General features: G+C 64.5%; 14 protein-coding genes. 10 read left to right on the top strand and 4 right to left on the bottom strand.

All coding sequences use genetic code 11. The features are described from left to right. The first annotated feature begins 336 nt into the window (after nucleotides 1-336). Complete coding sequence (locus AXW83_RS05340; RefSeq protein WP_442855241.1) at nucleotides 337-1,662, top strand: NAD(P)/FAD-dependent oxidoreductase; 1,326 nt, start codon at nucleotides 337-339, stop codon at nucleotides 1,660-1,662. Nucleotides 1,663-1,760: 98 nt separating this feature from the next. On the opposite strand, the gene AXW83_RS05335 is transcribed toward AXW83_RS05340, so the two are convergent. Beyond that, nucleotides 1,761-3,284 carry an ABC transporter substrate-binding protein gene (locus AXW83_RS05335; RefSeq protein ID WP_066611284.1) on the bottom strand — a complete coding sequence of 508 codons (1,524 nt, stop codon included), beginning with the start codon at nucleotides 3,282-3,284 and terminating at the stop codon, nucleotides 1,761-1,763. 233 nt (nucleotides 3,285-3,517) lie between these two features. On the opposite strand from AXW83_RS05335, the gene AXW83_RS05330 reads away from it, so the two are divergent. From AXW83_RS05330 to treY, 8 genes are all read left to right on the top strand, one after another. Next, complete coding sequence (locus AXW83_RS05330; protein WP_066611283.1) at nucleotides 3,518-4,675, top strand: NAD(P)/FAD-dependent oxidoreductase; 1,158 nt, start codon at nucleotides 3,518-3,520, stop codon at nucleotides 4,673-4,675. Between the two features lie 10 nt (nucleotides 4,676-4,685). Continuing rightward, entirely contained in the window at nucleotides 4,686-5,399 is a 714-nt protein-coding gene (locus AXW83_RS05325; RefSeq protein WP_066611282.1) for an SDR family NAD(P)-dependent oxidoreductase, read from the top strand. A gap of 83 nt (nucleotides 5,400-5,482) precedes the next feature. After that, entirely contained in the window at nucleotides 5,483-7,036 is a 1,554-nt protein-coding gene (locus AXW83_RS05320) for an ABC transporter substrate-binding protein (RefSeq protein WP_066611281.1), read from the top strand. A 183-nt stretch (nucleotides 7,037-7,219) separates the two neighbouring features. Next, the gene (locus tag AXW83_RS05315; protein WP_066611279.1) at nucleotides 7,220-8,158 is read left to right on the top strand and encodes an ABC transporter permease; all 939 of its coding nucleotides are present in this window, start codon (nucleotides 7,220-7,222) and stop codon (nucleotides 8,156-8,158) included. Further along, nucleotides 8,155-9,045, top strand: a complete 891-nt coding sequence (locus tag AXW83_RS05310) for an ABC transporter permease (RefSeq protein WP_066611277.1) — start codon at nucleotides 8,155-8,157, stop codon at nucleotides 9,043-9,045. Before AXW83_RS05315 ends, AXW83_RS05310 begins: the two co-directional genes overlap by 4 nt. Continuing rightward, nucleotides 9,042-10,856, top strand: a complete 1,815-nt coding sequence (locus AXW83_RS05305) for an ABC transporter ATP-binding protein (RefSeq protein WP_066611276.1) — start codon at nucleotides 9,042-9,044, stop codon at nucleotides 10,854-10,856. The genes AXW83_RS05310 and AXW83_RS05305 overlap by 4 nt, the downstream gene beginning before the upstream one ends. 131 nt (nucleotides 10,857-10,987) lie before the next feature. Further along, nucleotides 10,988-12,796: a malto-oligosyltrehalose trehalohydrolase gene (gene treZ, locus AXW83_RS05300; protein WP_066611275.1), complete on the top strand. Its 1,809-nt coding sequence runs from the start codon at nucleotides 10,988-10,990 to the stop codon at nucleotides 12,794-12,796. Further along, entirely contained in the window at nucleotides 12,793-15,678 is a 2,886-nt protein-coding gene (gene treY / locus AXW83_RS05295) for a malto-oligosyltrehalose synthase (protein WP_082766959.1), read from the top strand. The genes treZ and treY overlap by 4 nt, the downstream gene beginning before the upstream one ends. Before the next feature lie 32 nt (nucleotides 15,679-15,710). Here treY and glgB read toward each other — a convergent pair whose 3' ends face one another. Genes glgB through AXW83_RS26420 form a run of 3 tightly spaced genes read right to left on the bottom strand, consistent with a single transcriptional unit; the run spans nucleotide 15,711 to nucleotide 24,467 of the window. Next, nucleotides 15,711-17,912 carry a 1,4-alpha-glucan branching protein GlgB gene (gene glgB, locus AXW83_RS05290; protein ID WP_066611272.1) on the bottom strand — a complete coding sequence of 734 codons (2,202 nt, stop codon included), beginning with the start codon at nucleotides 17,910-17,912 and terminating at the stop codon, nucleotides 15,711-15,713. Next, a complete protein-coding gene (gene treS / locus AXW83_RS05285; protein WP_066611271.1) occupies nucleotides 17,905-21,189 on the bottom strand; it encodes a maltose alpha-D-glucosyltransferase in 3,285 nt (1,094 codons plus the stop codon). The genes glgB and treS overlap by 8 nt, the downstream gene beginning before the upstream one ends. After that, entirely contained in the window at nucleotides 21,186-24,467 is a 3,282-nt protein-coding gene (locus AXW83_RS26420; RefSeq protein ID WP_168166063.1) for an alpha-1,4-glucan--maltose-1-phosphate maltosyltransferase, read from the bottom strand. Before AXW83_RS26420 ends, treS begins: the two co-directional genes overlap by 4 nt. Nucleotides 24,468-24,905: 438 nt before the next feature. Between AXW83_RS26420 and AXW83_RS05265 the strand changes: the two genes are divergently transcribed. Beyond that, nucleotides 24,906-25,691 carry a hypothetical protein gene (locus AXW83_RS05265; protein ID WP_168166028.1) on the top strand — a complete coding sequence of 262 codons (786 nt, stop codon included), beginning with the start codon at nucleotides 24,906-24,908 and terminating at the stop codon, nucleotides 25,689-25,691. Nucleotides 25,692-25,784 lie beyond the last annotated feature (93 nt).

The raw sequence follows: 25,784 nt of genomic DNA, 5'->3' as shown, positions 1-25,784 counted from the left end.
AGCCCCCGCGATATTCGCATATCGCCGGATCGTGGCGTACGCCGCGCTGCTGCAGAATGTCCCCATTGCCAGGGGACAGCGGCTTTGGCCGGTGCGCTTTTTGCTTCCGGTGTCGAAGAACCACCGCTATTCCAGTCGGATGCACGGAATGAGGATCGAACAACAGCGGCTGGCGCACGCTGCGGTCGCTTGCCGGCTGAGACATGAAATCCTTGAGCCACTCCCACCACGTTATCGTCCGCATTTCGACGGCGAACCCGCAGGACCAAACATGGCGCTGATCATGCCCCTCAGCCGGCGAAAGACCGGTGTACTCCCTCGAACTGCCCGGCCGCGCTGATGGGCATCACGCTCGAGACGATCGAACCCGATCCGTCGCTGCCGGCGTCCAGCGACGTCGTCGTCATCGGCGGCGGCATCATCGGCATTATGACGGCGCTGTTCCTCGCCAAGGACGGTATTTCCGTCACGGTCTGCGAAAAAGGCGAGGTCGGCCACGAACAATCGGGCCGGAACTGGGGCTGGGTCCGGATCATGGGCCGGGACGCCAGCGAGATCCCGCTCGGGCTCGAGAGCATGCGGCTCTGGTCCGAGATGGACAAGATGGTCGGCGGCGAGACCGGGTTCACGCGCTCAGGGATCGTCTATGTCGCCGATACGCCGGCCAAGCTCGCCGAGCACGAGGCCTGGCTCGACCATGCCAGGCAGTACCAGCTCGACTCACGGCTGCTGACCTCGCGCGAGATCGAGAGCGTGCTGCCTGGCTGCAAGCGCGCCTTCGCGGGCGCCCTGTTTACGCCCAGCGATGCGCGCGCCGAGCCGCAGAAGGCCGTCCCTGCAATGGCTCGCGCGCTGCGCCGCCATGGCGGCACCGTGCTGACGCGCTGCGCCGTGCGCGGGATCGAGACCAGCGCGGGCCGGGTCAGCGCGGTAGTGACGGAGCGCGGCACGATCGCGTGCCAGCGCGTCGTGCTTGCCGGCGGTGCCTGGTCGCGCCTGTTCCTTGGCAATCTCGGGATCGATTTTCCGCAGCTCAAGGTGCTGGGTTCGGTGCTGCGCACGGAGCCGCTGGAGGGGCCACCGACCCATGCCGTCGGCGGCTCGGACTTCGCGTTCCGCAAGCGCCAGGATGGCGGCTACACCATCGCCCATCGTGGCGCGAGCGTCGCCGAGATCGTGCCTGACAGCTTCCGGCTGATGGCCGACTACCTGCCTTCGCTCGTCAAGCAGCGGCACGAGCTGAGACTGCATCTCGGCCGGCGTTTCCTCGACGAGGCGAGGACAGCGCGACGCTGGACGCTCGACGAGGAGACGCCTTTCGAGCGTGATCGTGTGCTCGATCCGGGGCCTTCTGAGTCGATCCTGAGCGAAGCGCAGGCCAATCTGATCGCGGCCTTTCCCGCCTTCAATGGCATGAAGATCGCGCAAGTCTGGGGCGGCTTCGTCGATGCGACACCCGACGCCGTCCCGGTGATCGGCGAAGTGCCGCGCCTGCCCGGATTCTTCATTGCCAGCGGCTTTTCCGGACATGGCTTCGGCATCGGGCCGGGCGCAGGCCGGCTGGTCGCCGACCTCGTCGCCGGCAAGACGCCGATGAGCGATCCGAAGCCGTTCCGGCTGGAGCGGTTTGCGAGGCTGGAGCGGACCACGCGGGCGGGGTGAGCGTCGCAGGCGCCGTCATGCTCGGGCGCAGACCCGAGCATCTCTTGCCGGAGATTCTCGGGTCTGCGCTTCGCTTCGCCCGAGGATAACGTGGTGTCTTAGGCCAGCGCCGTCTCTTCCATCGAATAGGCAGAGAAGAAGTTGGTGCCGCCCGGCAGGCTCTTGAAGCCGGTGACGCCCTTGACCATGCCGTAGCCCTGCGAGCGCCAGGCGAGGCCGACCAGCGGGGCCTGCTCCAGCGCGAACTTCTCTAGCTCGGCGTAGATCGCCTTGCGCTTGGCAGGGTCGAACTCGGCCCGGCCCTTGGCGAAGAGCGCGTGGATCTCGGGCGTCGGCAGCGTCCAGCTTCGCGCCATGTTGGCCGGCAAATCGCCGTCGATCAGCGGGGCGAGGCCGTCGGGATCGTTGTTGTCGGCCGTCGTGCCCTGGATCATGAACTCGTAACGGCCCTTGCCGGCGGCATCGACGCGGCCGGCCCAGTCCGGCAGGTTGAGCTTCACGTCGATCCCGATCTCGCCCAGATGCGCCTGGACGATCTCGGCGGTCGATTTGTGCATGCCGTACTGCGCCGTCGAGAGCAGCGTGCAGGAAAAACCCTTGGGCACGCCGGCCTCGGCCATCAGCTTTTTGGCCTTGTCGGGATCGTATTTCCAGAATTCCGAGCGCGCCTTGTCGAAATAGGGGCTGCCGGGCAGGATCGGGATGCCTTCGAGCTTGCTGCCGCGCCCGAAGAAGGCGGCCTGGACGATCTCTTCGCGGCGCACGGCATGGGCCGCCGCCTGACGCAGCCGCACATCCTTGAAGGGACCGTTGCTGCCGTTGAAGTTCAACCCCATGAAGGGACCGTCGGCGGCCACGAGCGTCAGGCGCGGATCCTTCTCGATCGTCGCCATATGCTGCCAGGGGACGTATTCGATCAGGTCGATGTCGCCGGCCTGAAGGGCGGCGACGCGCAGGTTCTCGTCGGCATAAGCGATCAGCTTGACGCCGGCGAGCTTCGGCAGTCCGGGCTTGTAGTATTTGTCGAACCTGGCGACCTCGATCGAGACGCCGCGCTCCTGATCCTTGATGACGAAGGGGCCGGCGCCGATGCCGAGCCCGGCACGACCCTCGATCGAGTCCTTGGCAACGATCGGCATGTGCGGGCTGGCGAGCCAGATCGGCAGCGTCGCGGTCGGCTCCTTCATGACGATGCGGACAGTCAGCGGGTCGGGGGTCTCGATGCGCTCGATGCCGCCGAACTCCGCCTTCATGAAGGCGGTCGAGTTGGGCGCGGCGATCTGCTCGAGCGTCCATTTGACGTCTTCGGCGGTGACCGGCTTGCCGTTGTGGAATGTCGCCGGGCGCAGCTTGAAGATCCAGCCGGTCGGACCGTCCTGCGTCCAGGATTCGGCGAGTTCGGGCCGGACCTCGCCCTTCTCGTCGAAGCCGGTGAGGCCGCGGAAGATCAGGAGCTTGGCCGTCAGCGCGGCCGTGCCGGTGTGGACCCAGGGCTGCAGGCTCGGCGGGAAGCTCGACAGGCCGAAGCGCAGGACCTTGCCGGACGTCTGCGCGAAGGCCTGCGCCTTGAGCAACGGCAGGCTGGCTCCGGCGGCGAGAAGGGTGCGGCGCGAGATCGTCATGGCAATCCTCCGGGGCTGGCAGGAAGGTGAATTGGTGCGCAGCGCACTGTCAATGGAGGACGAGGGCTTTTGCGTCCGCGAGCTATGGCTTCGAGCATCGAAGCGCTTTGCATCTTGTGTGCCAGCGTCGAAAGCGTGTGCCGGACCAGTGGCGCAACCCGGAGCAGCGCTTGACATCCTTTGCCGGCACAACCGGTATAGGTCGTCTTGCGCTGGGGAGGGCCGGTAATTCCATGTCCGATGTCGTGATCGTCGGAGGCGGGATCAGCGGCACGGCGGCGGCCTATGAGATCGCGCGCGCCGGGCATTCCGTGACGCTGTTCGAGGCGCGCAGCCTGGCCGCGATGGCATCCGGCTGGACGCTCGGCGGCGTCAGGCAATCGGGCCGCGACCCGGCGGAACTGCCGCTGGCGAGGGCTGCGGTCGAACGCTGGAGCGGACTCGACGAGGAACTCGATGCGCAGACCGGCTATCGCCGGCACGGCAATCTCAGGCTGGCGCGGACCGAGGCGGAGGTCGAGCTGATCCGCGACCTCGTCGTCTCGCAGCGCGCGCTCGGCCTCGACATCGACTATCTGCCCGACAATGCGGCGATCCGCGCGATCGCGCCGGCGATCGGCCCTTCGATCCTGGCCGCCTCCTTCTGCCATGGCGACGGCCATGCCGACCCGATCCCGGCGACGCGCGCCTTCGCCGCGGCAGCCGCCCGACACGGCGCTGTGATCCGCGACGGCGTCGGCGTGCGCGCGCTGATCGCCTCGGGCAATGCCGTGACCGGGGTCGAGACGACGACCGGCGAGATCGTTTCGGCGGGGCGCGTGATCGTCGCGACGGGCGTCCATGCGCCGGAGCTGCTGGCGCCGCTCGGGCTCGACCTGCCGCTCAGGATCAGGCTCGTCTCGGTGCTGCAGACCGCGCCGCTGCCGGCGATCTTCGCTCAGGTCTTCGGCGTCGCCAATGCCGATGCCGCTGGCCGGCAGGAACTCGACGGGCGGCTGCGCATCACCACCGGCGGGGGCGACTGGCTGCACGACCCGGCGTCCTGGACGCCCGACGCGCTGGCGCCGCACGCCGTCGTCATCGCCGGGCTGATCGAGCGGGTGACTCAGGTGCTGCCGGCCTTGGCGGAGGCCGGCGTTTCGCGGATCTGGGGCGGGCTGATCGACCTGACGCCGGACGCGCTGCCGGCGTTCGACAGCCATACCGGCATCGAGGGCTTGATCGTGGCGGCCGGCTTCTCCGGGCATGGCTTCGGCATCGGCCCCGCCACCGGCGAGATCCTCGCCGATCTCGCGCTTGGCAGGCAGCCGCGCTTCGATCTCGCGCCGTTCAGGTTCGCGCGTTTCGCGGGGCTCAGATCTGCCACACCTGCGCTGACGCTGCACGGCTAGAGGACACCGGATGCTCACTCCAGACGGCCGCATGATCCTGATCTCCGGTGCCAATCGCGGCATCGGCCGCGCCGTCGCGCAGCGCCTCTATGAGGCCGGCTATGCCTTGAGCCTGGGCGGACGCGATCTCGATGCGCTGACGGAATTGAGTGCGGCATGGGAGCCCGGCCGCATCCACATCGCCCGCTACGATGCGCAGGACTGGGCGAGCCACAGGCCCTGGGTCGATGCGGCGGTCGCGCGTTTTGGCCGGATCGACGGGCTGGTCAACAATGCCGGCATGCATTCGACGATGACGCTACGCGCGCCCAACGAAGCGGAGCTCGATGCGATCTGGGCGGTGAACTGCAAGGGGCCGCTCAACCTGATCCATCACGCCCTGCCCCATCTGGAGGCGAGCGGCACCGGCCGCATCGTCAACATCGCCTCGATGTCGGGCAAGCGCGTGCGCAACGACAATATCGCCTACAACATGACCAAGCATGCGATGATCGCGCTGACCCATGCGGCGCGGCGGATCTCCTGGGACAAGGGCGTGAGGGCCACGGCTTTATGCCCCTCCTTCGTGCCCACCGACATGACGGCCGCGAGCAACGCCATGCCGCGCGAAGACATGACCCAGCCTGCCGATCTGGCCGAACTGGTTGCCACGGTGCTCGCGCTGCCCAACAATGCATCAGTCGCGGAAGTGCTGGTGAATTGCCGGCTGGAGGACATGCTCTGACGGGTTTGGCCCGCCAATTGCTGACAGGCCGGCGAACGCGCCGGGCTGATCGAGACCTAAAGAAAAATAGCAGGGGAATTGCGATGACGAAAACCCGATTGATCGCCGCTGCCGCATTGGCCGGCGCATTGCTCGCGACGCCGGCGCTGGCGCAGAAGACGGTGCTGACCGTGGGTATGCAAAGCTCGGATGCCGGCGTGCTCGATCCGCATCTGAATTCCGGCACGCCCGGCAAGGCGATGCTGCAGTGGATGTTCAACGGGCTGGTGCGGATCAAGCCGGGAGAGCTTTCCCCGGAATTCATGGAGCCCGACCTCGCCGAGAGCTGGACCTCGTCGAACGACGGCAAGGAATGGACCTTCAAGCTGCGCCAGGGCGTGCAGTGCCATCACGGCTATGGCGAGTTCACCTCGGAGGATGCGGTCTATTCGCTGGGCCGCTCGGCCAGCAAGGACAGCTCGGCCTTCTCCTCGGATTATTCGGCCTTCGACAAGGTCGAGGCGCCCGACAAGTACACGGTCAAGATCACGCTGAAGCAGGCGGTCCCGAGCCTGCTGGGTATCGTGATGAACTACCATGGCGGCAACATGGTCTGCAAAAAGGCCGCCGAGGAGCTAGGCAAGGAAGGCTTCGCCAAGAAGCCGGTCGGCACCGGCCCGTTCATGTTCCAGGAATACGTGCCGCAGCAATACGCCAAGCTCGCCGCCAACCCGAACTACTTCCGCGGCAAGCCGAAGCTGACCGAGATCCTCTATCGCTTCATTCCGTCGGATTCGTCGCGCGATCTCGCCTTCCAGGCCGGCGAACTCGACATGATGATCGGCCGCCAGGAGCAGGCCTGGGTCGACCGCATGACCGCCCTGCCCGGCGTCAAGGTGGTGGCGATGGGTCCGGCCGAGATGTCGGTTCTGCATCTCAACATGAGCCAGCCGCCGCTGGACAATCTGAAAGTGCGCCAGGCCATCGCGCATGCGATCGATCGCAACGCGATCTGGCAGTTCCGCGGCAAGAACATCTCGCGGCCGTCCGTTTCGGTGGTGCCGTCGGGCTATCTCGGCACCGACGAGAAGGCGCCGCTGCTGCCTTTCGACCTCGCCAAGTCTAAGGCATTGCTGGCCGAGGCGGGCTTTCCCAACGGCGTGACGATCAAGGCGATCAACACGACGCTGCCCTCGATGCTGAGCTTCACCGAGGCGACGCAGGCGCTGCTGAAGCGGGCCGGCATCACGCTGGAGATCCAGCCCGTCGAGCACGCGACCTTCCACCAGCAGATCCGGCAGGATCTGTCGCAGGTCGTGCATTTCCAGGCGGCGCGCTTCCCCGTGGCGGACGTCTATCTGTCGCAGTTCTTCCACTCGCGGGCGATCGTGAAGACGCCGACCGCGGTGACCAACTTCTCGCATTGCAACGTCGCCGATGCCGAGATCGATGCGGCGCGCTCGGAAACCGACAAGGCCAAGCAACTCGAACTCTGGAAGACCGCGCAGAAGAAGATCATCGATCAGGTCTGCGCGATTCCGGTCAACGAGATGATGCAGCTCTGGGCCTACAAGGACAGCCTCGACCTCGGCTACGAGCTCAAGGCGTCTCTGAACCTGGGGCCGCCGGTGCTGGAGACGACGCGCTTCACGAAGTGAGGCGAAGCGCTGTCCGTCATTGCGAGCGGAGCGAAGCAATCCAGAGCCGCGGCACTCCACGCCACCCTGGATTGCTTCGTCGGCTTCGCCTCCTCGCAATGACGGGCCACTTCGACAAGAGATGCTCGGGTCAAGCCCGAGCATGACGCGCTAGCATTCCCGGCCCTCCAACCCGACGGCACCATGGGCGCCTTCCTCGTCAAATGTCTGGGCTTCGCGGTCGTCACGCTGCTGGCGGTGCTGTCGCTCGTCTTCGTCGTGGTGCGGATCGTGCCCGGCGACCCGGCGCAGGTGATCCTCGGCGACCAGGCCGACGCGACCGCGATCGCCGCGATGCGGACCCGACTCGGGCTCGACGCGCCGCTGATCGAACAATACTGGAGCTTCCTCACCGGCGCGATCCGGGGCGACTGGGGCGTCTCGTTGGTCACCGGCCGGCCGGTGATCCAGGAGATTCTCGCCGTGCTGCCCTGGACGCTGGAACTGACGTTGGTCTCGATGCTGATCGGCGTCGCCATCGGCGTCCCGCTCGGTGTCTGGGCCGCGATCAACCGCAACCGCATGCCCGACTACGTCACGCGCATCGCCTCGCTGCTCGGCCTGTCCTTCCCGCCCTTCGTCTCGGCGATCATCCTGCTGATCCTGTTCTCGATCATGTTGCGCTGGTTCCCCGTGATCAGCGCCGGCTCGGGATCGCTCTCGGCTTGGTTCCAGGCGATGGCGCTGCCGGCCCTCAATCTCGGGCTGATCATGGCGGCCTACATCACCCGCGTCGCGCGTTCTGCGATGCTGGAGGTGATGCAGGAGGATTATGTCCGCAGCGCCCGGGCCAAGGGCGTGCCGTGGCGCGTCGTGGTCTGGCGGCATGCGCTGCGCAACGCGCTGATCCCGGTGATCACGATCGTCGGGCTCTATCTCGGCATCCTGATCGGCAATTCGGTGCTGACCGAGATCGTCTTCAACCGGCCCGGCCTCGGCAAGCTCATCGTGGGCGCGCTGAACCAGCGCGACTACACCATGCTGCAGGGCATGATGGTGATCTACACGCTGATCGTGGTGCTGGTGAACATCGCCACCGACCTGACCTATGCGATGGTCGATCCGAGGGTGAAGCTGTCATGAGCGCCTCCGTGCATGATGCAAGCACCACGGCCGCCCTGCGCCTGCGCTGGTTGACGGCGACGATCGGCGCCTTCAACGCCAACAAGACCTCCTGGGTCGGCCTCGTCATCGTCGTCGCTGTGATCCTTGCGGCGGTGCTTGCGCCTCTGATCGCGCCGCATGATCCGCTCGAACAGAACATCCTGTCCCGGCTGCAGCCGCCGCATGACAATTTCTATCTCGGGACCGATTATTTCGGCCGCGACATCTTCTCGCGCCTGCTCTACGGCGCGCGCATCTCGCTCGTCATCGGTGTCGCCTCGACCGTGATCGCCTTGGTGCTGGGATCGTTGATCGGGATTCTCGCCGGCTGGTATGGCGGCAAATTCGACGTGGTGGTGATGCAGGCGATGGACATCCTGCTCGCCTTCCCCTCGCTGATCCTCGGGCTGATCCTCGTCGCCATGCTCGGCCCGTCGATGGAGAACATCACCATCGCGATCGCACTGACGTCGATCCCGTCCTTCGCCCGCATCGCCCGGGCTCCGACGATCTCGGTCAAGGAGCGCGACTATATCGAGGCCGGCCGGGCGCTCGCCTTTTCCGACATCCGGATCATGGGCCGACACATCCTGCCCAACATCTTCCCCGAAATCCTCGTCATGGGCTCGCTCTGGCTCGCCAATGCGATCCGCACGGAGGCCTCGCTCGCCTTCATCGGGCTCGGCGTCAAGCCGCCAACCGCGACCTGGGGAGGCATGATCCGGGAGGGTTTCGAGAATATCCTGGACAGCTACTGGCTGGTGCTGGCGCCGAGTCTGGCCATCCTGATCATCGTCTTCGCCCTCAACATCCTCGGCGACGGTCTGCGCGACGCGATCGATCCCAAGCTGAAGGGCGAGCGATGAGCGGCCCCGTCCTTTCCGTCGAGAACCTCCAGACCGCCTTCCGCATCGGCGGGCAGTGGCGCTGGGCCATCGAGGACCTGAGCTTTGTGGTGGCGCCGGGCGAGACGGTCGCGATCGTCGGCGAATCCGGCTCGGGCAAGAGCGTCACCGCACTTTCGATCATGCGGCTGGTCTCGGCCGCCAATGGCCGGATCCAGGGCAGGATCGCGCTGGAGGGCCGCGACCTGCTAGCGCTGTCCGAAGAGGAGATGCGGAAAGTCCGCGGCAACGAGATCGCGATGATCTTCCAGGAGCCGATGACGAGCCTGAATCCGGTGCTCACCGTCGGCTACCAGATCTGCGAGGCGCTGCGCTATCACCGTGGCCTCGACAGCAAGGCAGCGGAAGCCGAGGCGCTGCGGATGCTGGAGAAGGTTCGTATTCCGTCCGCCAAGGCGCGCTTTTCCAACTATCCCCACCAGCTTTCAGGCGGGATGCGCCAGCGCGTGATGATCGCGACCGCGCTCGCCTGCCGGCCGAAGCTGCTGATCGCCGACGAGCCGACGACGGCGCTCGACGTGACGATCCAGGCGCAGATTCTCGAACTGATCAAGACGCTGCAGGACGAGGAGGGCATGTCGGTTCTCTTCATCACGCATGACATGGGCGTCGTCGCCGAGATTGCCGACCGGGTGGTCGTGATGTGGAAGGGCCGCAAGCTCGAGGACGGCCCATCGTCCGAGGTCTTCAACGCGCCGGTCCACGGCTACACCAAGGCGCTGCTGGCGGCCGTGCCCAAGCTCGGCGACATGGAGGGGCATGGAAGGCCGCTCCGCTTTCCGGCGATCGACGCCGCCAACGGGCAGGTGCAGGGCGTCCCCACAGAAGCGGCCGACACGGTGCAGGCCGGCGAGGCGCCGCTTCTCGAGGTCTCCGGCCTGACGACGCGCTTTGGCATCCGCGGCGGCCTGCTCGGGCGGCTGCGCGGTCGCGTCCATGCGGTCGAGGATGTCTCCTTCACGCTGCAGCGCGGCGAGACGCTGGCGCTGGTCGGAGAGTCCGGCTGCGGGAAGTCGACGACCGGACGATCGATCCTGCGGCTGGTCGAGCCTTCCGCCGGCACGGTCCGCTTCGGCGGGCGCGACGTCACCGGGCTCGGCAAAAGCGACCTGCTCGATGTCCGCCGCGACATGCAGATGATCTTCCAGGACCCTTTCGCCTCCTTGAACCCGCGCAAGAGCGTCGGCGCGGCCATCGCCGAACCGATCCTGGTGCACGGGCTCGCACGGGGCCCAGAGGCGAAGGAGCGCGTGGCCGAGCTGATGCGCCGCGTTGGCCTGACGCCCGAAATGGGCGTGCGCTATCCGCACGAGTTCTCCGGCGGCCAGCGCCAGCGGCTGGCGATCGCGCGTGCGCTGGCGCTTTCGCCAAAACTCGTCGTCGCCGACGAGGCGGTCTCGGCGCTCGACGTCTCGGTCAAGGCGCAGGTGCTGAACCTGATGCTCGACCTGCAGGCGGAGTTCGGGCTGGCCTATCTGTTCATCTCGCACGACATGGCGGTGGTGGAGCGCGTCAGCCATCGCGTCGCGGTGATGTATCTCGGCGAGATCGTCGAACTCGGCCCGCGCCAGGCTGTCTTCGCCAACCCGCTGCATCCCTATACGCGCAAGCTGCTCTCGGCTGTGCCGGTGCCCGATCCTGCCCGTCGTGGCCTGCGGCGCGAACTGGCGATCGACGAAATTCCGAGCCCGATCCGCACGCTCGACTGGCGGGCACCGGCTCAGGCACTGGTCGAATTGGAGCCGGGGCACTTCGTCCGGCAGGCCGTGTAGCGGCTGCAAAGCCGCGGCCGCTCATTCTGAAGCTGCCAGGCGGCCCGCGTCATCAAGACCAGTGCCGACGCAACCAAGCAGGCCGCCCCGAGTTTCCTCGCCGAGATATTCTCACGAACAGGAAACGTTGGATGCATCGGGCCTACAAAATGCCGTTTAGCGCCGAATTGAGCGATGACGGCACACGGTTTGCGCTATGGGCCCCTTCGGCCGACAAGGTATCGCTGGTTCTGGACGATCGCGAAGATGACATGATCCCGGAAGACCGGGGATGGTACCGGTTGGATGTGCCTGGTGCGGGCGCCGGGACGCGCTACCTCTTCAGGATCGACGGCGGTCTTCATGTTCCAGATCCCGCTTCGCGTTTTCAGCCAGAGGATGTGAGCGGCCCCAGCATCGTCGTAGACCCTCTCGCGTTCGCGTGGAGCGATGGTGGGTGGAAGGGCAGGCCCTGGGAAGAGACGGTTCTTTATGAGGCCCATGTCGGAACGGCCACTCCGAAAGGCACTTTTGCCGGCCTTGCGGAGAAGCTCGAATACCTGAGCGATCTTGGCATCACCGCGCTTGAGCTGCTCCCGATCGCGGATTTTCCAGGGAGTCGGAACTGGGGCTACGATGGCGTGCTGCATTACGCGCCCGATCATGCCTATGGAACGCCTGACGATCTGAAGGCGCTTGTCGATGCGGCTCACCATAGAGGAATGATGGTTTTCCTCGATGTCGTTTACAACCATTTCGGCCCGTCCGGGAACTATCTGCCCGCCTACGCAAAGACCTTCTTCACGGATCGGCACGAGACCCTCTGGGGGGCTGGGATCAACTTCGACGGCGATGCGGCCGACACAGTCCGCGACTACTTCATCCACAATTCGCTTTACTGGCTCGAAGAGTATCACTTCGATGGGCTGCGGTTCGATGCCGTGCATGCCATCGCGGACGATAGCGAAAAGCACTTCATCGCAGAACTCGGGGAACGGATTCGCGTCCACTTGCCCGATCGCCACATCCACCTCGTGCTCGAGAACAATGCCAACCAGGCGCGCTGGCTCGAGCGCGACGACGACCATGCTCCGCGTTTGCACAGCGCCCAGTGGAACGACGACATCCACCACGCCTGGCATCGCCTGCTGACCGGGGAGGCAGACGGTTACTATGGCGACTACGACGATCCGGCTGCGCATCTCGGCCGCTGTCTGGCCGAAGGCTTCGCCTATCAGGGGGAAATCTCCCGCCACGACAATATGGCGCGCGGAGAACCCTCGACCCATCTGCCGCCCACGGCTTTCGTCGCTTTTCTCCAAAATCACGACCAGGTCGGCAACCGCGCATTTGGAGATCGCATCGGCGCGCTGACGACACCTGAAAAAATGGAATTGGCCAGAGCCGGCCTTCTGCTGTCGCCGCAGATCCCGTTGCTGTTTATGGGCGAGGAGTGGCAGGCGTCCGCTCCCTTCCAGTACTTTGTCGATTTCGCCGATCTGGATCTTTCGGAAGCGGTACGCAACGGAAGGCGGCGGGAATTCGCCGGTTTCGGCATCTTTCAGGACGAGTCGGCGCACGACATGCTCCCCGACCCGACTGCTTCGCAAACTTTTGCGCAATCCTGCCTCGACTGGGACGAGATCGAGCGTTCCCCTCATTCGGAGGCCTTGGCCGAAACCCGCGCGTTGCTGCGCCTCAGGCGGGAGATCATCGCCCCCTTGACCGCCAGCGGGTTCAGCGGCGCGCGATGGGAACGACCGGCACCCGAGGCCATCGAGGTTCAATGGGATTTTTTGATGGGCAGCCTGCGCTTCATAGCGAATTTCGGAGAAGACGAGGTGCGGCTATCGGGAGGTTCGGCGGGCACACGGACGATTTGGGCAAGCCAAACCATCGAGGCCTCCAGTGACATCGTCCTGCGCCCCTGGACGGGCGCGATGCTGGTGCGTGCTTCATGAGTCCGCGCAATGTATCGACCGCGGAGCTTGCCGAACGAGCCGGCATAGCATCTCCCCATGCCGTCAGCGCCGAGGTTGGGACTGCCTTGGCAGCCGGGCGCACCGAAGGTCATGACGCCAGCGCGCTGGCCGCCCCCGCGCCGCGTGCGACCTATCGTTTGCCGTTCCACAAGGACTTCAGCTTCGACGACGCGGCTGCAATCGTTCCCTACCTGAGCCGGCTCGGCATCAGCCATGTCTATGCCTCTCCGATACAGAAGGCGCGCCCTGGTTCGACCCATGGCTACGATATCGTCGACCATTCCATGATCAACCCAGAACCCGGCGGGGAAGCCGGCTTTCTGCGGTTTTCCGATGCGCTGAAGGCCCATGATATCGGCCTCATACTCGACATCGTACCCAACCACATGGGAATCGGGGGGGCGGACAATGACTGGTGGCTCTCGGTGATGGAATGGGGCCAGCTGTCTCCGCAGGGAGCGACGTTCGACATCGATTGGGAAAGGATCGGCGCGAACGGGAAACTGGTGCTGCCCTTTCTGGGAAAACGTTACGGCGATGCCCTGGAGACGGGCGAGCTGAAGCTCACCGTCGATGAGCAGGAGGGCAGCTTCAGCATCTGGCACTGGGAGCATCGCTTTCCGATCAATCCCCTTACCTATCCGATCGTACTCGACCGGATGCTGACCTTGGCGCCCGATCCCGCCGAGCCGGCATTCCGCGAAGTGCTCGCGCTTTCGGCCAGGCTGCGCACACTCGGTGAAGCTGGCCAGCCGGATGTGTTCGCGGAGTGCGAGGGGCTCAAGCAACGGCTCGCGGACGCCTTCGCAGCGTCATCTGGGCTTTCCGAAGCCGCCGCGCGGACGATCGCGATGCTCAATGGCGCAACCGGGATTCCGGAGAGTTTCGACACGCTGCATCGCATTCTCGAGATGCAAAGCTATCGGCTGGCCTATTGGCGTGTGGCGGCCAGCGACATCAACTATCGTCGCTTCTTCGATATCAACACGCTGGCAGGCGTGCGCGTCGAGGAGCCGGAGGTATTCCAGCGCACCCACGCGCTGATCTTCGACCTCGTGCGAGCGGGCCGGATCCAGGGCCTGCGGATCGATCATGTCGACGGCCTGGCGGATCCGGAAGCCTATATCCGGGCTCTGCAGACCGAGGTCGGGCCCGGCTTCTACATCCTCGTGGAGAAGATACTGGGGCATGGCGAGGTGCTGCGGCCCTGGCCGATGTCAGGCACGACCGGCTACGATGTGCTGAACCTGATCGATGGCGTGCTTGTCGCGCGCGACGCCGCCGGATCGATCGAGGCGACCTACCGTGAAGCGAGCGGATGCCGGGACGAGTATGATCTGCTGCTGCGGCAGGCCAAGCGTGAAACCCTCGAGACCAGCTTCGCAAGCGAACTCGAGGTTATAGTATCGGACCTGGCTCGCATCGTCCTCGCCGACCGACGCACGCGGGACTACACGATCCAGGCCATGCGCCGGGCGCTGACGGAGATCATCCAGCGTTTCCCGGTCTATCGCAGCTACATCGCCGATGAACCGGCTCCCGAAGACAGGACCTTGATCGAGGAGACCGTAGGCGCCGCCATGAAGGCGAGCAGAATGCCGGACAACACGTTGCATGAACTGATCGCCAAGGTGCTTCTGGGAGACATCGACAGCGCCGGCGCCGGGCCGTCGCCAGAACACATCGCCCGCTTCCGGCGTCGCTTCCAGCAGTTGACCGGCCCGGTCACCGCCAAGAGCCTGGAAGACACCCTGTTCTATCGTTACGGCGCGCTGCTGGCGCTTAACGAGGTGGGCGGAGAGCCGAGCCAGTTCGGTGTCGCGCCGGAAGCCTTCCACACCGCCAACATGGAGCGTCGCAAATCATGGCCTCATGCGATGATCGCGACCGCCACCCACGACACCAAGCGAGGCGAGGACGGCCGGGCCCGGCTCCTGGCGCTCACCGAAATGCCCGAGCGCTGGAGAGAACAAGCCCGCATCTGGACATCGATGAGCCGTGAGTTCGCACCCGATCCCGCCTTGCCCAACGCCAATGACCGGCATTTCATGCTGCAGCAAATCCTCGCCTCCTGGCCTATCGCTCTGCTTGAGGAGAATCGCGACACCGAACTCGAGGCCTTCCGCGAGCGCATGAAGGGCTGGGTTGAAAAGGCTTTGCGAGAGGCCAAGCGTCACACCAGCTGGACCAACCCGCAGACCGCCTACGAGACGGCGGCGAAAGACCTGATCGCCCGCGCTCTCGAGCCGGGAAGCCCTTTCCTGAACAGCTTCAGGCCGCTGGCGCGCGACCTGGCATTGCGCGGCATGGTCAAGAGCCTGACCCGAACGGTGCTCAAGCTGACAGTGCCCGGAGTGCCCGATTTCTATCAGGGCACCGAGTTCTGGGACTTTTCACTGGTCGATCCGGACAACCGCAGGCCCGTGGATTATGCGGCGCTGGAGAAATCGCTGGAGGCGGTTGCCTCCGTAGAGGAACTGCTGAGTTCCTGGCAGGACGGACGCATCAAGCAGCGCATCATCGCGTCCCTGCTTCAGGACCGCCGCGAGTCACCACGCCTTTATGGGGAGGGGGATTATCGCCTCATCCCGGTCGACGGACCGGATGGCGATGCCATTGTCGCTTTCGAGCGCAGCCTTGGCTCCGAGACGCTCCTCGTTGTCGTAGCCCGGCTGACGGATGTCGGCCGTCAGGACTGGGTCATGCCGGTCGGCGAGCACTGGACCGGCCTTTCAGTCGGGGCTGCGCAAGGGGTCTGGCGGGATATCCTGTCCGGGCGTGAGATGACGATCGGCGAATGCGGCGGTCTCGTCAGCGACATCCTGCAGGTTCTGCCGGTCGCGGTCCTGAGGAAGCAATAGCGTCTTCGACAGAGGGCGAGTTTCCAGCCAGTTCAGCCGCAACTCCCCTCGTGCACGAAGACGAGGGCTGCCAGCGGCGGCAGCACGAGTTCGATCGAGGCGGGCTCGCTGCCCTGTGCCTCGCCACGGGCCTGCACGCCACCGCCATTGCCGATGCCCGAGCCACCATACTGGCTTGCGTCGCTGTTCAGGATCTCGCGCCAGTGGCCGGAATGCGGGACCGCGACGCGATAATTCCAGTGCGTGACCGGCGTCATGTTCACGACCACCAGCACCGGCTGCTGTCCCGGCAGCGCGCGAACAAAGGCGTAGACGCTGTTCTGCCGATCGTCCTGGACCAGCCAGCGGAAGCCTTCGGGGGAACTGTCGGTCGCATGAAGTGCCGGCCAGTCCCGGTAGATCCGGTTCAGATCGGACAACAGGGCCTGGACACCGTGGTGACGGGGATCCTTCAGCAGGTCCCAGTCAATCTCGCCGTCGTGGTTCCACTCCCGGCGCTGCGCGATCTCGCCTCCCATGAAGAGGAGCTTCTTGCCGGGATGGGTCCACATGAAGGAGAAATAGGCGCGCAGGCCGGCAAATTTCTGCCAGATGTCGCCGGGCATCTTCTCCAGCAGCGAGCCTTTGCCGTGCACCACCTCGTCATGTGACAAGGGCAGCATGAAATGCTCGGAGAACGCGTAGACGAGACCGAACGTCATCTCGTCATGGTGATGGCCCCGGTAGAGTGGATCGCGCTGCAGATACTGCAACGTGTCGTGCATCCAGCCCATGTTCCACTTGAACGAAAAGCCAAGCCCCCCTTCGGCGGAAGCGCGGGTGACACCCGGCCAGGCCGTCGATTCCTCGGCGATCACGATCGCGCCGGGCTGACGTTCGGCAATCAAAGCGTTGAGATGGCGCAGGAACGCCACCGCTTCGAGGTTCTCGCGGCCACCATGAATATTGGGGACCCACTCGCCGGGCTGGCGGCTGTAATCGCGGTAGAGCATCGAAGCGACCGCATCGACGCGCAGGCCGTCGACATGGAAATGATCAAGCCAATACAGCGCACTGGCGATCAGGAAGTTGGAGACCTCGCGCCGGCCGAAATTGTAGATCAGCGTGTTCCAGTCCTTGTGGAAACCCTCCCGCGGGTCCTCATGCTCGTACAGAGCGGTGCCGTCGAAGCGGGCAAGCCCATGAGCGTCCGACGGGAAGTGGGCCGGCACCCAGTCGACGATCACGCCGATGCCTTCCTGATGGCAGGCATCGACGAAAAGAGCGAAATCCTCCGGCTCGCCGAAGCGTCGGGTCGGCGCGAACAGCCCGAGCGGTTGATAGCCCCACGAACCTGTGAAGGGATGCTCGGCCACCGGCAGGAGCTCGACATGGGTGAAGCCCATCGCCTTGGCATAAGGCACGAGTCGGTCAGCCAGGCCGCGCCAGTCGAGACTTTCGCCGTCGGCCCCGCGGACCCATGAGCCGGGGTGTATCTCGTAGATCGAGATCGGCGCGGCGCTGCTCTGCCTCTCGGCGCGCGAAGCCATCCAGGCGTCGTCGTTCCAGACATGCGATGCATGCCGCGGCACGATCGATGCGGTTCCGGGTGGCAGTTCTGCCGCCCGGGCCACAGGATCGGCCTTTTGAGGCAGCAGATGACCCTCTCGGTCGACGATCTCGTATTTGTAGAGTTCACCGCTGCCAAGGCGCGGCACGAACAGCTCCCAGATGCCGGTGGCGCCGCGACGGCGCATCATATTTCGGCGGCCGTCCCAGGAATTGAAGGTCCCGACTACGGAGACACGCCGCGCGTTGGGGGCCCAGACAGCGAAACGCACGCCCCGCACACCATCGATCGTGGTCAGTTGCGCGCCGAGCGCGCTGGCCAGATCCTGATGCTGGCCTTCCGCGATGAGATGAACATCGAGGTCGCCCAGCAGAGGGCCGAAGGCATACGGATCCTCGGTCTCATGCTCGCCGCCCGGCCATGAAACCGTCAGCACGTAAGGACCTTCGGCCAAATCGCCGACGAAGAGACCTGCGGGCTGCGAGGCAAGAAGGCCTCGCGCCTCACTCTCCCCCTGTCGCACCATGACCGCCTTCGCGCCCGGCACGAACACCCTCAGATATCGTCCGGCCGCACCCTGATGAGGGCCAAGACTGGCGAAAGGATCACCCAATTGCCCCGCCACCAGTGCAAGTGCAGTGTCCGGATCGAGCGGCGGGACGCGATCGATGGCAATCTCAGTCATCCTGCGTCTTTCTCGCCAGGAGCCGATCCATAAGCTCGGTCATGCCGCGCAAAGGCACGACCAACCATTCCGGACGATTGCTGACTTCGTAGTTGATCTCGTAGGCCGCCTTTTCGAGCATGAAGAGTTCGAGCAGGCCGTTTTCTCCGTCCGGCGCGCGCTCGCCCGGCTGCGTGGTCAAGGCATCGTGATAACCCTGCAGCAGTGCCTTCGGCATCGTCTTGCGGAAGGCATCGTCCAACAAAGCGTAGCGAGCTTCCCGCCCTGCAGCAGTGCCCGCGCGCCGCCCCGCAGCGAGCGCGTAATCCAGGGAGCGCAGGATACCGGCGACATCGCGCCAGCCGCTGTCCTTGGCCCGCCGCTCCGCCAGAGGCTGCGCAGGCTCGCCCTCGAAGTCGATGATCATCGCATCGCCGCTCGCCACCAGCACCTGGCCGAGATGGAAGTCGCCATGGATCCGGTGAAGCAGGCTCCCCTCACCTTCGCGGCTCAGCTGCTCGACGAGAGCGAGAAGGGCATCGCGGCGCTCCAGGACGCTGTCGGCAAGCGCCTGCTCCTCCTCGGGAAGCGCGTCGCGGCGGCTGCTCAAATTCTCGCAGGCAGCGTCGACCCGGCTGCGGATACGCTTCAACCAGCGTTCGACCTGCTCGCGCCCGGCAGGCAGCGGTTTGAAGGCCTCATCCTCCGTCTCTTGTGCGAGCACACGATGCATCTCTCCCAGGCGCTGTCCCAGCGTCCGCGAAAAGCCCTCGTAGAGCGCAAGCTGGTCATGGAGATCGACGTCCTCGCGCGTCATGTCGTCGATGACGCGGCCGATATAGGACGAGGTCCACTCCCAGGCGTCGCCCTCGCCCGGGATGAAGGCCTGGATCACCGCCATGACCTCGGCCTCGCCGTCATCGGGGACGTGGACGATTTCGCCCAGCAGCGCCGGGGCGTTACGGAAGCCGCGCTCCGTCAACACCCGCGACATTTCCGCCTCGGGATGCTGACCGGGAGCAAGGCGCCTGAACAGTTTCAGCATCACCTTGTGGTCGATGATGACCGACGAATTCGACTGCTCGGCCGAGAGCCAGCGCACGGGATCTTCGGGCAGGACCTCGACGTTCTCGAAGGCTGCGGTCGGCCGGAACGAGATCTGTCCGAACGTGCTCTTGATCGTGCTTCCCGTCTTCAGCAGGGCAAGCAGTTCATGGATGAAGCTTGCCAGCGCAAAGGCGTCGGTCAGGAAGCCCGTGCGGCGTCCGCGTCGGACCCGCGCCAGCGCCATTTGCTGCGGCAGAGCCGTCGTGGCCTCGTCGTCCCAGCCGATCCCCAGCGGCAGGAGATAGCGCTCGGTTCCCTTGCCGTGCGTGGCCTCGACAGCGACGAGGGCCGACTCGCGCTTCAGGCCGATCCGTGCCGTGAATACGACCCGAGCGCTGTCGAGCTTCTGATCCTTGGCGGCAAACCAGCGACGTTTCGCAAGGTATGGCGGGAGGATATTCGCTTCGAACTCGGCCCGATTTTGCGGCGTGATCATCTCGTCTGCTCCGCCGCGCAGCACGAAGGTGGTGTAGTCCGGCATCGGCTCGGGAGTTTGCGCGTGCCATGACGGCGCCTGGGCATCCTGAGCCAGGATGAACCAGTAGAAGCCGTAAGGCGGGAGCGTCAAAAGGTAGGTGAGCTGGCCGATCGCCGGGAAGATCGAGTTGCCGAGCATCTCGATGGGGTGGCGACCCGCAAATTCGGACAGGTCGAGCTCGAACGCCTGTGCCGAGCGCGAGAGGTTGGCGACGCACAGGATCGTCTCGCCATCATATTCGCGCAGATATGCGAAAGCCTTGCGGTTCTTCGGATAGAGGAAGCGCAACGCTCCGCGCCCGAAGGCTTTATGTTCCTTGCGCACGCCGAGGATGCGTCGTGTCCAGTTCAACAGCGAGTGGGCGTCGCGCGTCTGCGCCTCGACATTGACGGCATCGAACCCATAAAGCGGATCCATGACGGGCGGGAGGACGAGGCTGGCCGGGTCCGCCTTCGAGAAGCCGCCGTTTCGGTCCGGCGACCATTGCATGGGGGTACGGACGCCGTCCCGGTCGCCCAGGAAGATATTGTCGCCCATGCCGAGTTCGTCGCCGTAGTAGATGACCGGGGTTCCCGGCATCGAAAGCAGCAGGCTGTTCATGAGTTCGATACGGCGCCGGTCCCGTTCGAGAAGCGGCGCGAGCCTGCGTCGGATGCCGAGATTGATCCGGGCGCGCTTGTCGGTGGCGTAGAAGTTCCAGAGGTAGTCCCGCTCCTTGTCGGTGACCATTTCGAGCGTCAACTCGTCATGGTTGCGCAGGAAAATCGCCCATTGGCAGGCCTCGGGAATATCCGGCGTCTGCCGCATGATGTCGGTGATCGGGAAGCGGTCTTCCTGCGCGATCGCCATATACATCCGGGGCATCAGCGGGAAGTGGAACGCCATGTGGCATTCGTCGCCTTCACCGAAATAGGCCTGGGTATCCTCCGGCCACATGTTCGCTTCCGCCAGCAACATGCGGTCGGGGAACGAAGCATCCAGATCCGCCCGGATCTGCTTTAATACGGCGTGGGTCTCGGGCAAATTCTCATTGGAGGTGCCGTCGCGCTCGATCAGATATGGCACGGCATCGAGACGCAGGCCATCCACGCCCAGATCGAGCCAGAAGCGCATCACGCCGAGCACGGCCTTGAGCACCGCGGGATTGTCGAAGTTCAGATCCGGCTGGTGCGAATAAAACCGATGCCAGAAATAGGCTCCCGCCGTTGCGTCCCAGGTCCAGTTGGAGCGCTCGGTATCGAGAAAGATGATGCGCGTGCCGGAGTAGAGCTGGTTGTTGTCCGACCAGACGTAAAAATTGCGATGCGGCGAGCCGGGCTTTGCCGCCCTCGCCCGCTGGAACCAGGGATGTTGATCGGAGGTGTGGTTGATCACCAACTCGGTGATCACGCGGATACCCCGGTCATGCGCCGCACGGATGAACCGCTTCACATCAGCCGCTGTGCCGTAGTCGGGATGGACCGCCTTGTATTCCGAGATGTCGTAGCCATCGTCGAGCCGCGGCGAAGGATAGAACGGCAACAGCCAGATCACGTTGACACCGAGGCTGACGATGTAATCCAGCTTGGCGATCAGACCCGGAAAGTCGCCGATGCCATCGTCGTTGGCGTCGAAAAACGACTTTACATGCACCTGGTAGATGATCGCGTCCTTGTACCATTGCGGATCGGCCGCATTGGCGTCGGGCGTGATCGTCGGCTGTATCATATTCATTGGGAAGAACTCTCAGGGGCAGCGATGCGCCAGATCGAGAAGGGAAGCTCCCGCGGCTCGAGAACGATGGTCTGCAACTTGCCGTGCCAGTCGAAGCGGTGGCCGTGCATTAGATCCTCGACCGCGACCGTTGCATCGTCGGGCAAGCCGAACTCCCACAACGGCACCTCGATCGCCGCGCTTTGCGCGTTGAAAGGATCGAGGTTGACGGCAACGAGAATGATCTCGCCATCGTCAGGCGCCCGCTTGCCGAAATACAGGATGTTGTCGTTCACGGCGTTGTAGAACGTCAGGCCAAGATGGCTCTGCAGTGCCGGATGGCTGCGCCGGATCATATTGAGACGCGTGATTTCAGCAATGATGTTACCCGGCGCCTCCCAGTCGCGCGGCCTGATCTCGTATTTCTCGCTGTCGAGATATTCTTCCTTACCGGGGATGGCGGCCGATTCACAAAGCTCGAAACCCGAATACATGCCCCAGAGCCCGGACAAGCTAGCGGCCAGGGCCGCGCGGATCAGAAAGCCCGGGCGACCGGAATTGTGCAGGAAGGTAGGGTTGATGTCGGGCGTGTTGACGAAGAAATGCGGGCGGTAGATTTCGCGTGCAGGCGCCGTGTTCAGCTCCGTCAGGTATTCCGTCAGCTCGGCCTTGGTGTTGCGCCAGGTGAAATAGGTATAGGACTGCGAAAAACCGACCTTCCCTAGCCGGTACATGACTTTGGGCCGGGTAAAGGCTTCGGCCAGAAACAGCACGCCAGGATCGCGCGAGCGGATATCGGCGATCAGCCACTCCCAGAACGGGAACGGCTTGGTATGGGGATTGTCGACGCGAAAAATCCGCACGCCTTCGTCGACCCATCCCTGGACGACGTCGCGCAGAGCGAGCCAGATGCCGGGCACGGCCTCGCTCGCATAGAAATCGACGTTGACGATGTCCTGATATTTCTTCGGGGGGTTTTCGGCGTAGCGCATCGACCCGTCCGGCCGCCACTGGAACCAGCCGGGATGCTCGGTGAGCCAGGGGTGATCCGGCGAACACTGGATAGCGAAGTCGAGGGCGATCTCCAGCCCGTGCCGTGCCGCCTCCCGCACGAGATCGCGAAAGTCGTCGCGACTTCCGAGTTCCGGGTGAATCGCGTCATGGCCGCCATCGCTCGAACCGATGGCATAAGGGCTGCCCGGGTCATCCGGGCCGGGGGTCAACGTATTGTTGGGGCCCTTGCGGTTGGTCTTGCCGATCGGATGGATCGGCGGAAAATACAAAACGTCGAACCCCATCGCCTTGATGGCGGGCAAGCGGCCGACGACATCGCGGAATGTCCCGTGCCGCGCAGGGTCGTCCGTGATCGAGCGCGGAAACAGCTCATACCAGCTGGCGAAGCTCGCAGCCTCGCGCTCGGCCTCGATCGACAGGAGATCAGAAGCGCCGGTCGCATGTGTTCTCGGATCGGCCCGCTCCATTGCCGCGATCAGGGCGTCTGCTGCAAAGACGGCAGCGCTCTCACCCTGGGACGTGCTCAGTCGCCGCAGATGATCCTCGATAACCATCCGGTCCGCCGGGGCCGCGCTTCGCGCGAACTTCTCCAGAATGAGCCGGCCTTCCGTGATCTCGACCGCGACATCGAGGCCAGCATCGCGTTTCTTGACCAAATCCCGCAGGAATGTGCCGAACTCGCTCCACCAGGCTTCGATGGCGAAGTGGTAACGTCCCTCGCGAAGCAGCGGGAAGCGCGCCTGCCAGCGATCATTGGCGACAAAGATCATCGGCGTGCGCAACCACGACGCCTCGTCGGCCGGTCGCCAGAGAAGCTCGGCTGCCAGCACCTCATGCCCGTCGCTGAAGATATCCGCGGCGACTTCGACGATTTCGCCGACGCTGCGCTTGACCGGGAAGCGGCCATGATCGACGGACGGGGCAATCGACTCGATCGCGATACGCTCGCTCTCCAGACGCTCCCTCTCGTCAGGCTCAAGGAGATGCACGCTCTTGATCGGAGAGCGTGCAGACAATGCGACTGCCGCGCCGGCAGCCGGCTGCAGCCTGACCAGCTTGCTGTGGTCTGGCGGGACCGCGCCCAGTCGCGCAGCCATCACATCGACATCGACTGCGACGGCGTTGACAGGATCCCGGTTCAGCAAGACGAGATGCCGGGATGCGGCATCCGACCGCAAAATGGCATCGAGCCCGCGCCCGAGTTGCAGCGCCCGCATCGAACCTCCCCGGCTGCTCCCCAGCGCGGCAGCCGCCTCGTTAGCCGTCACGATGGCGGGCCTGAGATCCGTGCTTCCTTGCGAGGCCGCGAGAAAATCCTCCGCTTTCGCGTGAAGGAAGGGCGTTTCCATCCCGAACTCGAAGCCCATGGGCATGAGCCAGCCATCGGCCAACAGGGCCGAGGCCATCAACGCAAGCTGCCCGCTCCGTGAGGGACTCACTGACGCCCGGGCCGGCCTTCGGGGCGAAAACGGATCTTCCGGAAACCCTATGACAGCCACATGTTCGGCGAGCGCGTTGTACTCATCGATCCACCGACGCTTCTCGTCATCCCATTGGGCGACAGAGGACGAGAGGAAGTCGAAGGTGTCGCCGATCGCCGGACTTTCAGCCCGGGACGCTTCCAGCCTCCAGGCCAGAGCCTGAAATTCCGGCTGGGCCCGGCGCGCCGGGGCCAGAATCTCGCGCCAGATCCCCGCCGGCACAACCTGCGCATCGTGACAGCGGACGCCAGATGCTCCGAATGCCTGCAGGTTCAGGACCTCGGCCTGCCAGAATGGGATCAGCCGCGCGCACGCTTCCTCACCCTCCCAGGCCGCTCTCCGGCTGCGTCGGGACATGATGGTACGGGGATCGAGTGCCTCGCCCCTGTTTTCGACCCACGCGCCTGTATCTCCGGCTGCCAAGGGTCCAGCAGCATCAGCGCTCTGGATGGCAAGATCGATCCAAAACACGAGACCCAGAGCGTCGCACTCGCGAGCGAGCGAGCTCAGCAGTGGCTCTGCTGCCTGCCCGTCGATGCAGCGAAGATCCCAGGTTAGAAAAAGATCGCGCGATGGGCCAGCGAACGGCCAGGCGAGGAGAACATGCGTGAAGCCGAGATCTTTGGCGTGCCGGACTGACTGACGCCAGGACGACTTTTCCCCGCCCAATCTCGGGTGAAGATAATAAATTCGTGGAGAAACATGGCCTTCCATAACGCAGGAACGGCGAACAGAATTCGCCTCTTCCAGCGGCCGCGCCTCAATCAATGCCACCTGCCCACCACCTTGCTCTTGCTCGATCATGAACGGGCGAGCCAGCGGAGGGTTCCCACGAATGGGCAAGACGTTTTATGACAGCCTGCAGCTGCAATCGATCTCGGCGCTACCCAAAACTCCCACCCGACCTAAAATCTGCCGACGTCGTGACAGTATCCGAAAGCTCTCGCGGCGCCACCTTTACATCCTCGATCGTTGCAGCCAGTTGCGGGACCGCCCGATGCGGCGCATCGGCGAGGATCGTTGCACGAAACGGAAGCGTCGCATCGATGATGGCGGGATCGATAAACTCGTTCCGCATGGACAGAATTTTTGCTCTTAACGTAGGGACAGACAGGCCGATTGCGTGTAGCCTCCGTCTAACGGCCGATATGAGAATGGCCGACAGGGAGCGGGCGATGACAAAAATGCTGATGGCGCTCTGCCTGGCAGGCAGTGCAATGGCTCTCATTCCGACAGAGGCGAGTGCTGTGGTCTGCGCTCGCGGTGTCGTTCGCGCCGGCTGTGTCTCCGCTGGCGGCGCAGTCGTGGTCCGCCGACCGGTCGCTGCGCCCCGGGCGGTGGTGGTCACCCCGAGAGCCGTGGTCGTTGCCCCAAGGCGCGCGGTGGTCAGGCGGCCCGTTCGCTACTGAAACAACTGCCTTTGAAGCCAGGAGAACTCCCATGCTGATGCTGAAGCAGGTGAGCATGATTCTCGCGGTCTCGCTTGCCGCCGGATTGGCAGGATGTGCGACCTCCCCAACGGTGACCAGTCAAACCGTGATCGTCGCTGGCGTCGGCCCGGTCGAAGTCGAACAGATGAATGTCGAGATCGTCGACGTGGAGCCCGCCGAGCGCATCGTGCACGTCCGTCAAGGCCGCAATACGTGGCAGGTCGCGGTGCCGGAGGTGTTCGGCAATCTCCAGAACATCAACGCAGGTGACCGGGTCGAGATTCGGCGCGTGGAAGGGGTCGTCCTCGGGGCCAGACGGGCTCGCAAGGGCGCCCAGCCGAGCGTCATCTATACGGAGACCACCAGCGATCCATCCTTCCAGAACTTGCCGGACAAGTTTGTCGTGCGGTCGCTGACGCTGACGGCGCGCTTCGAGAATTTCAATCCGGCGACCCGCGTCGTGAATTATGTCGGGCCGGCTGGGCCGCGGACCCATACGGTGTCCGATCCTGTCATCCAGAACGATCTCAGGCGTCTGAGGCGCGGCGACATGGTCGAGCTGACCTTCGCCGAAGCCTTCCACTTCCAGAAATACTGAGCGGGGACTTATCCGCCAGCAGTATCCGGCCGTCGAAGCAGGCCATATGGAATGCGTCGAGCCGGACCTGCGGCTGTATTCTGCGCGCCCTTC

This window comes from Bosea sp. PAMC 26642 (assembly GCF_001562255.1).
In the GTDB taxonomy this organism is placed as follows: Bacteria; Pseudomonadota; Alphaproteobacteria; order Rhizobiales; family Beijerinckiaceae; genus Allobosea.
The sequence above is the reverse complement of the archived record's forward strand: the minus strand, read 5'-3'. Positions and strand labels throughout refer to the sequence as shown.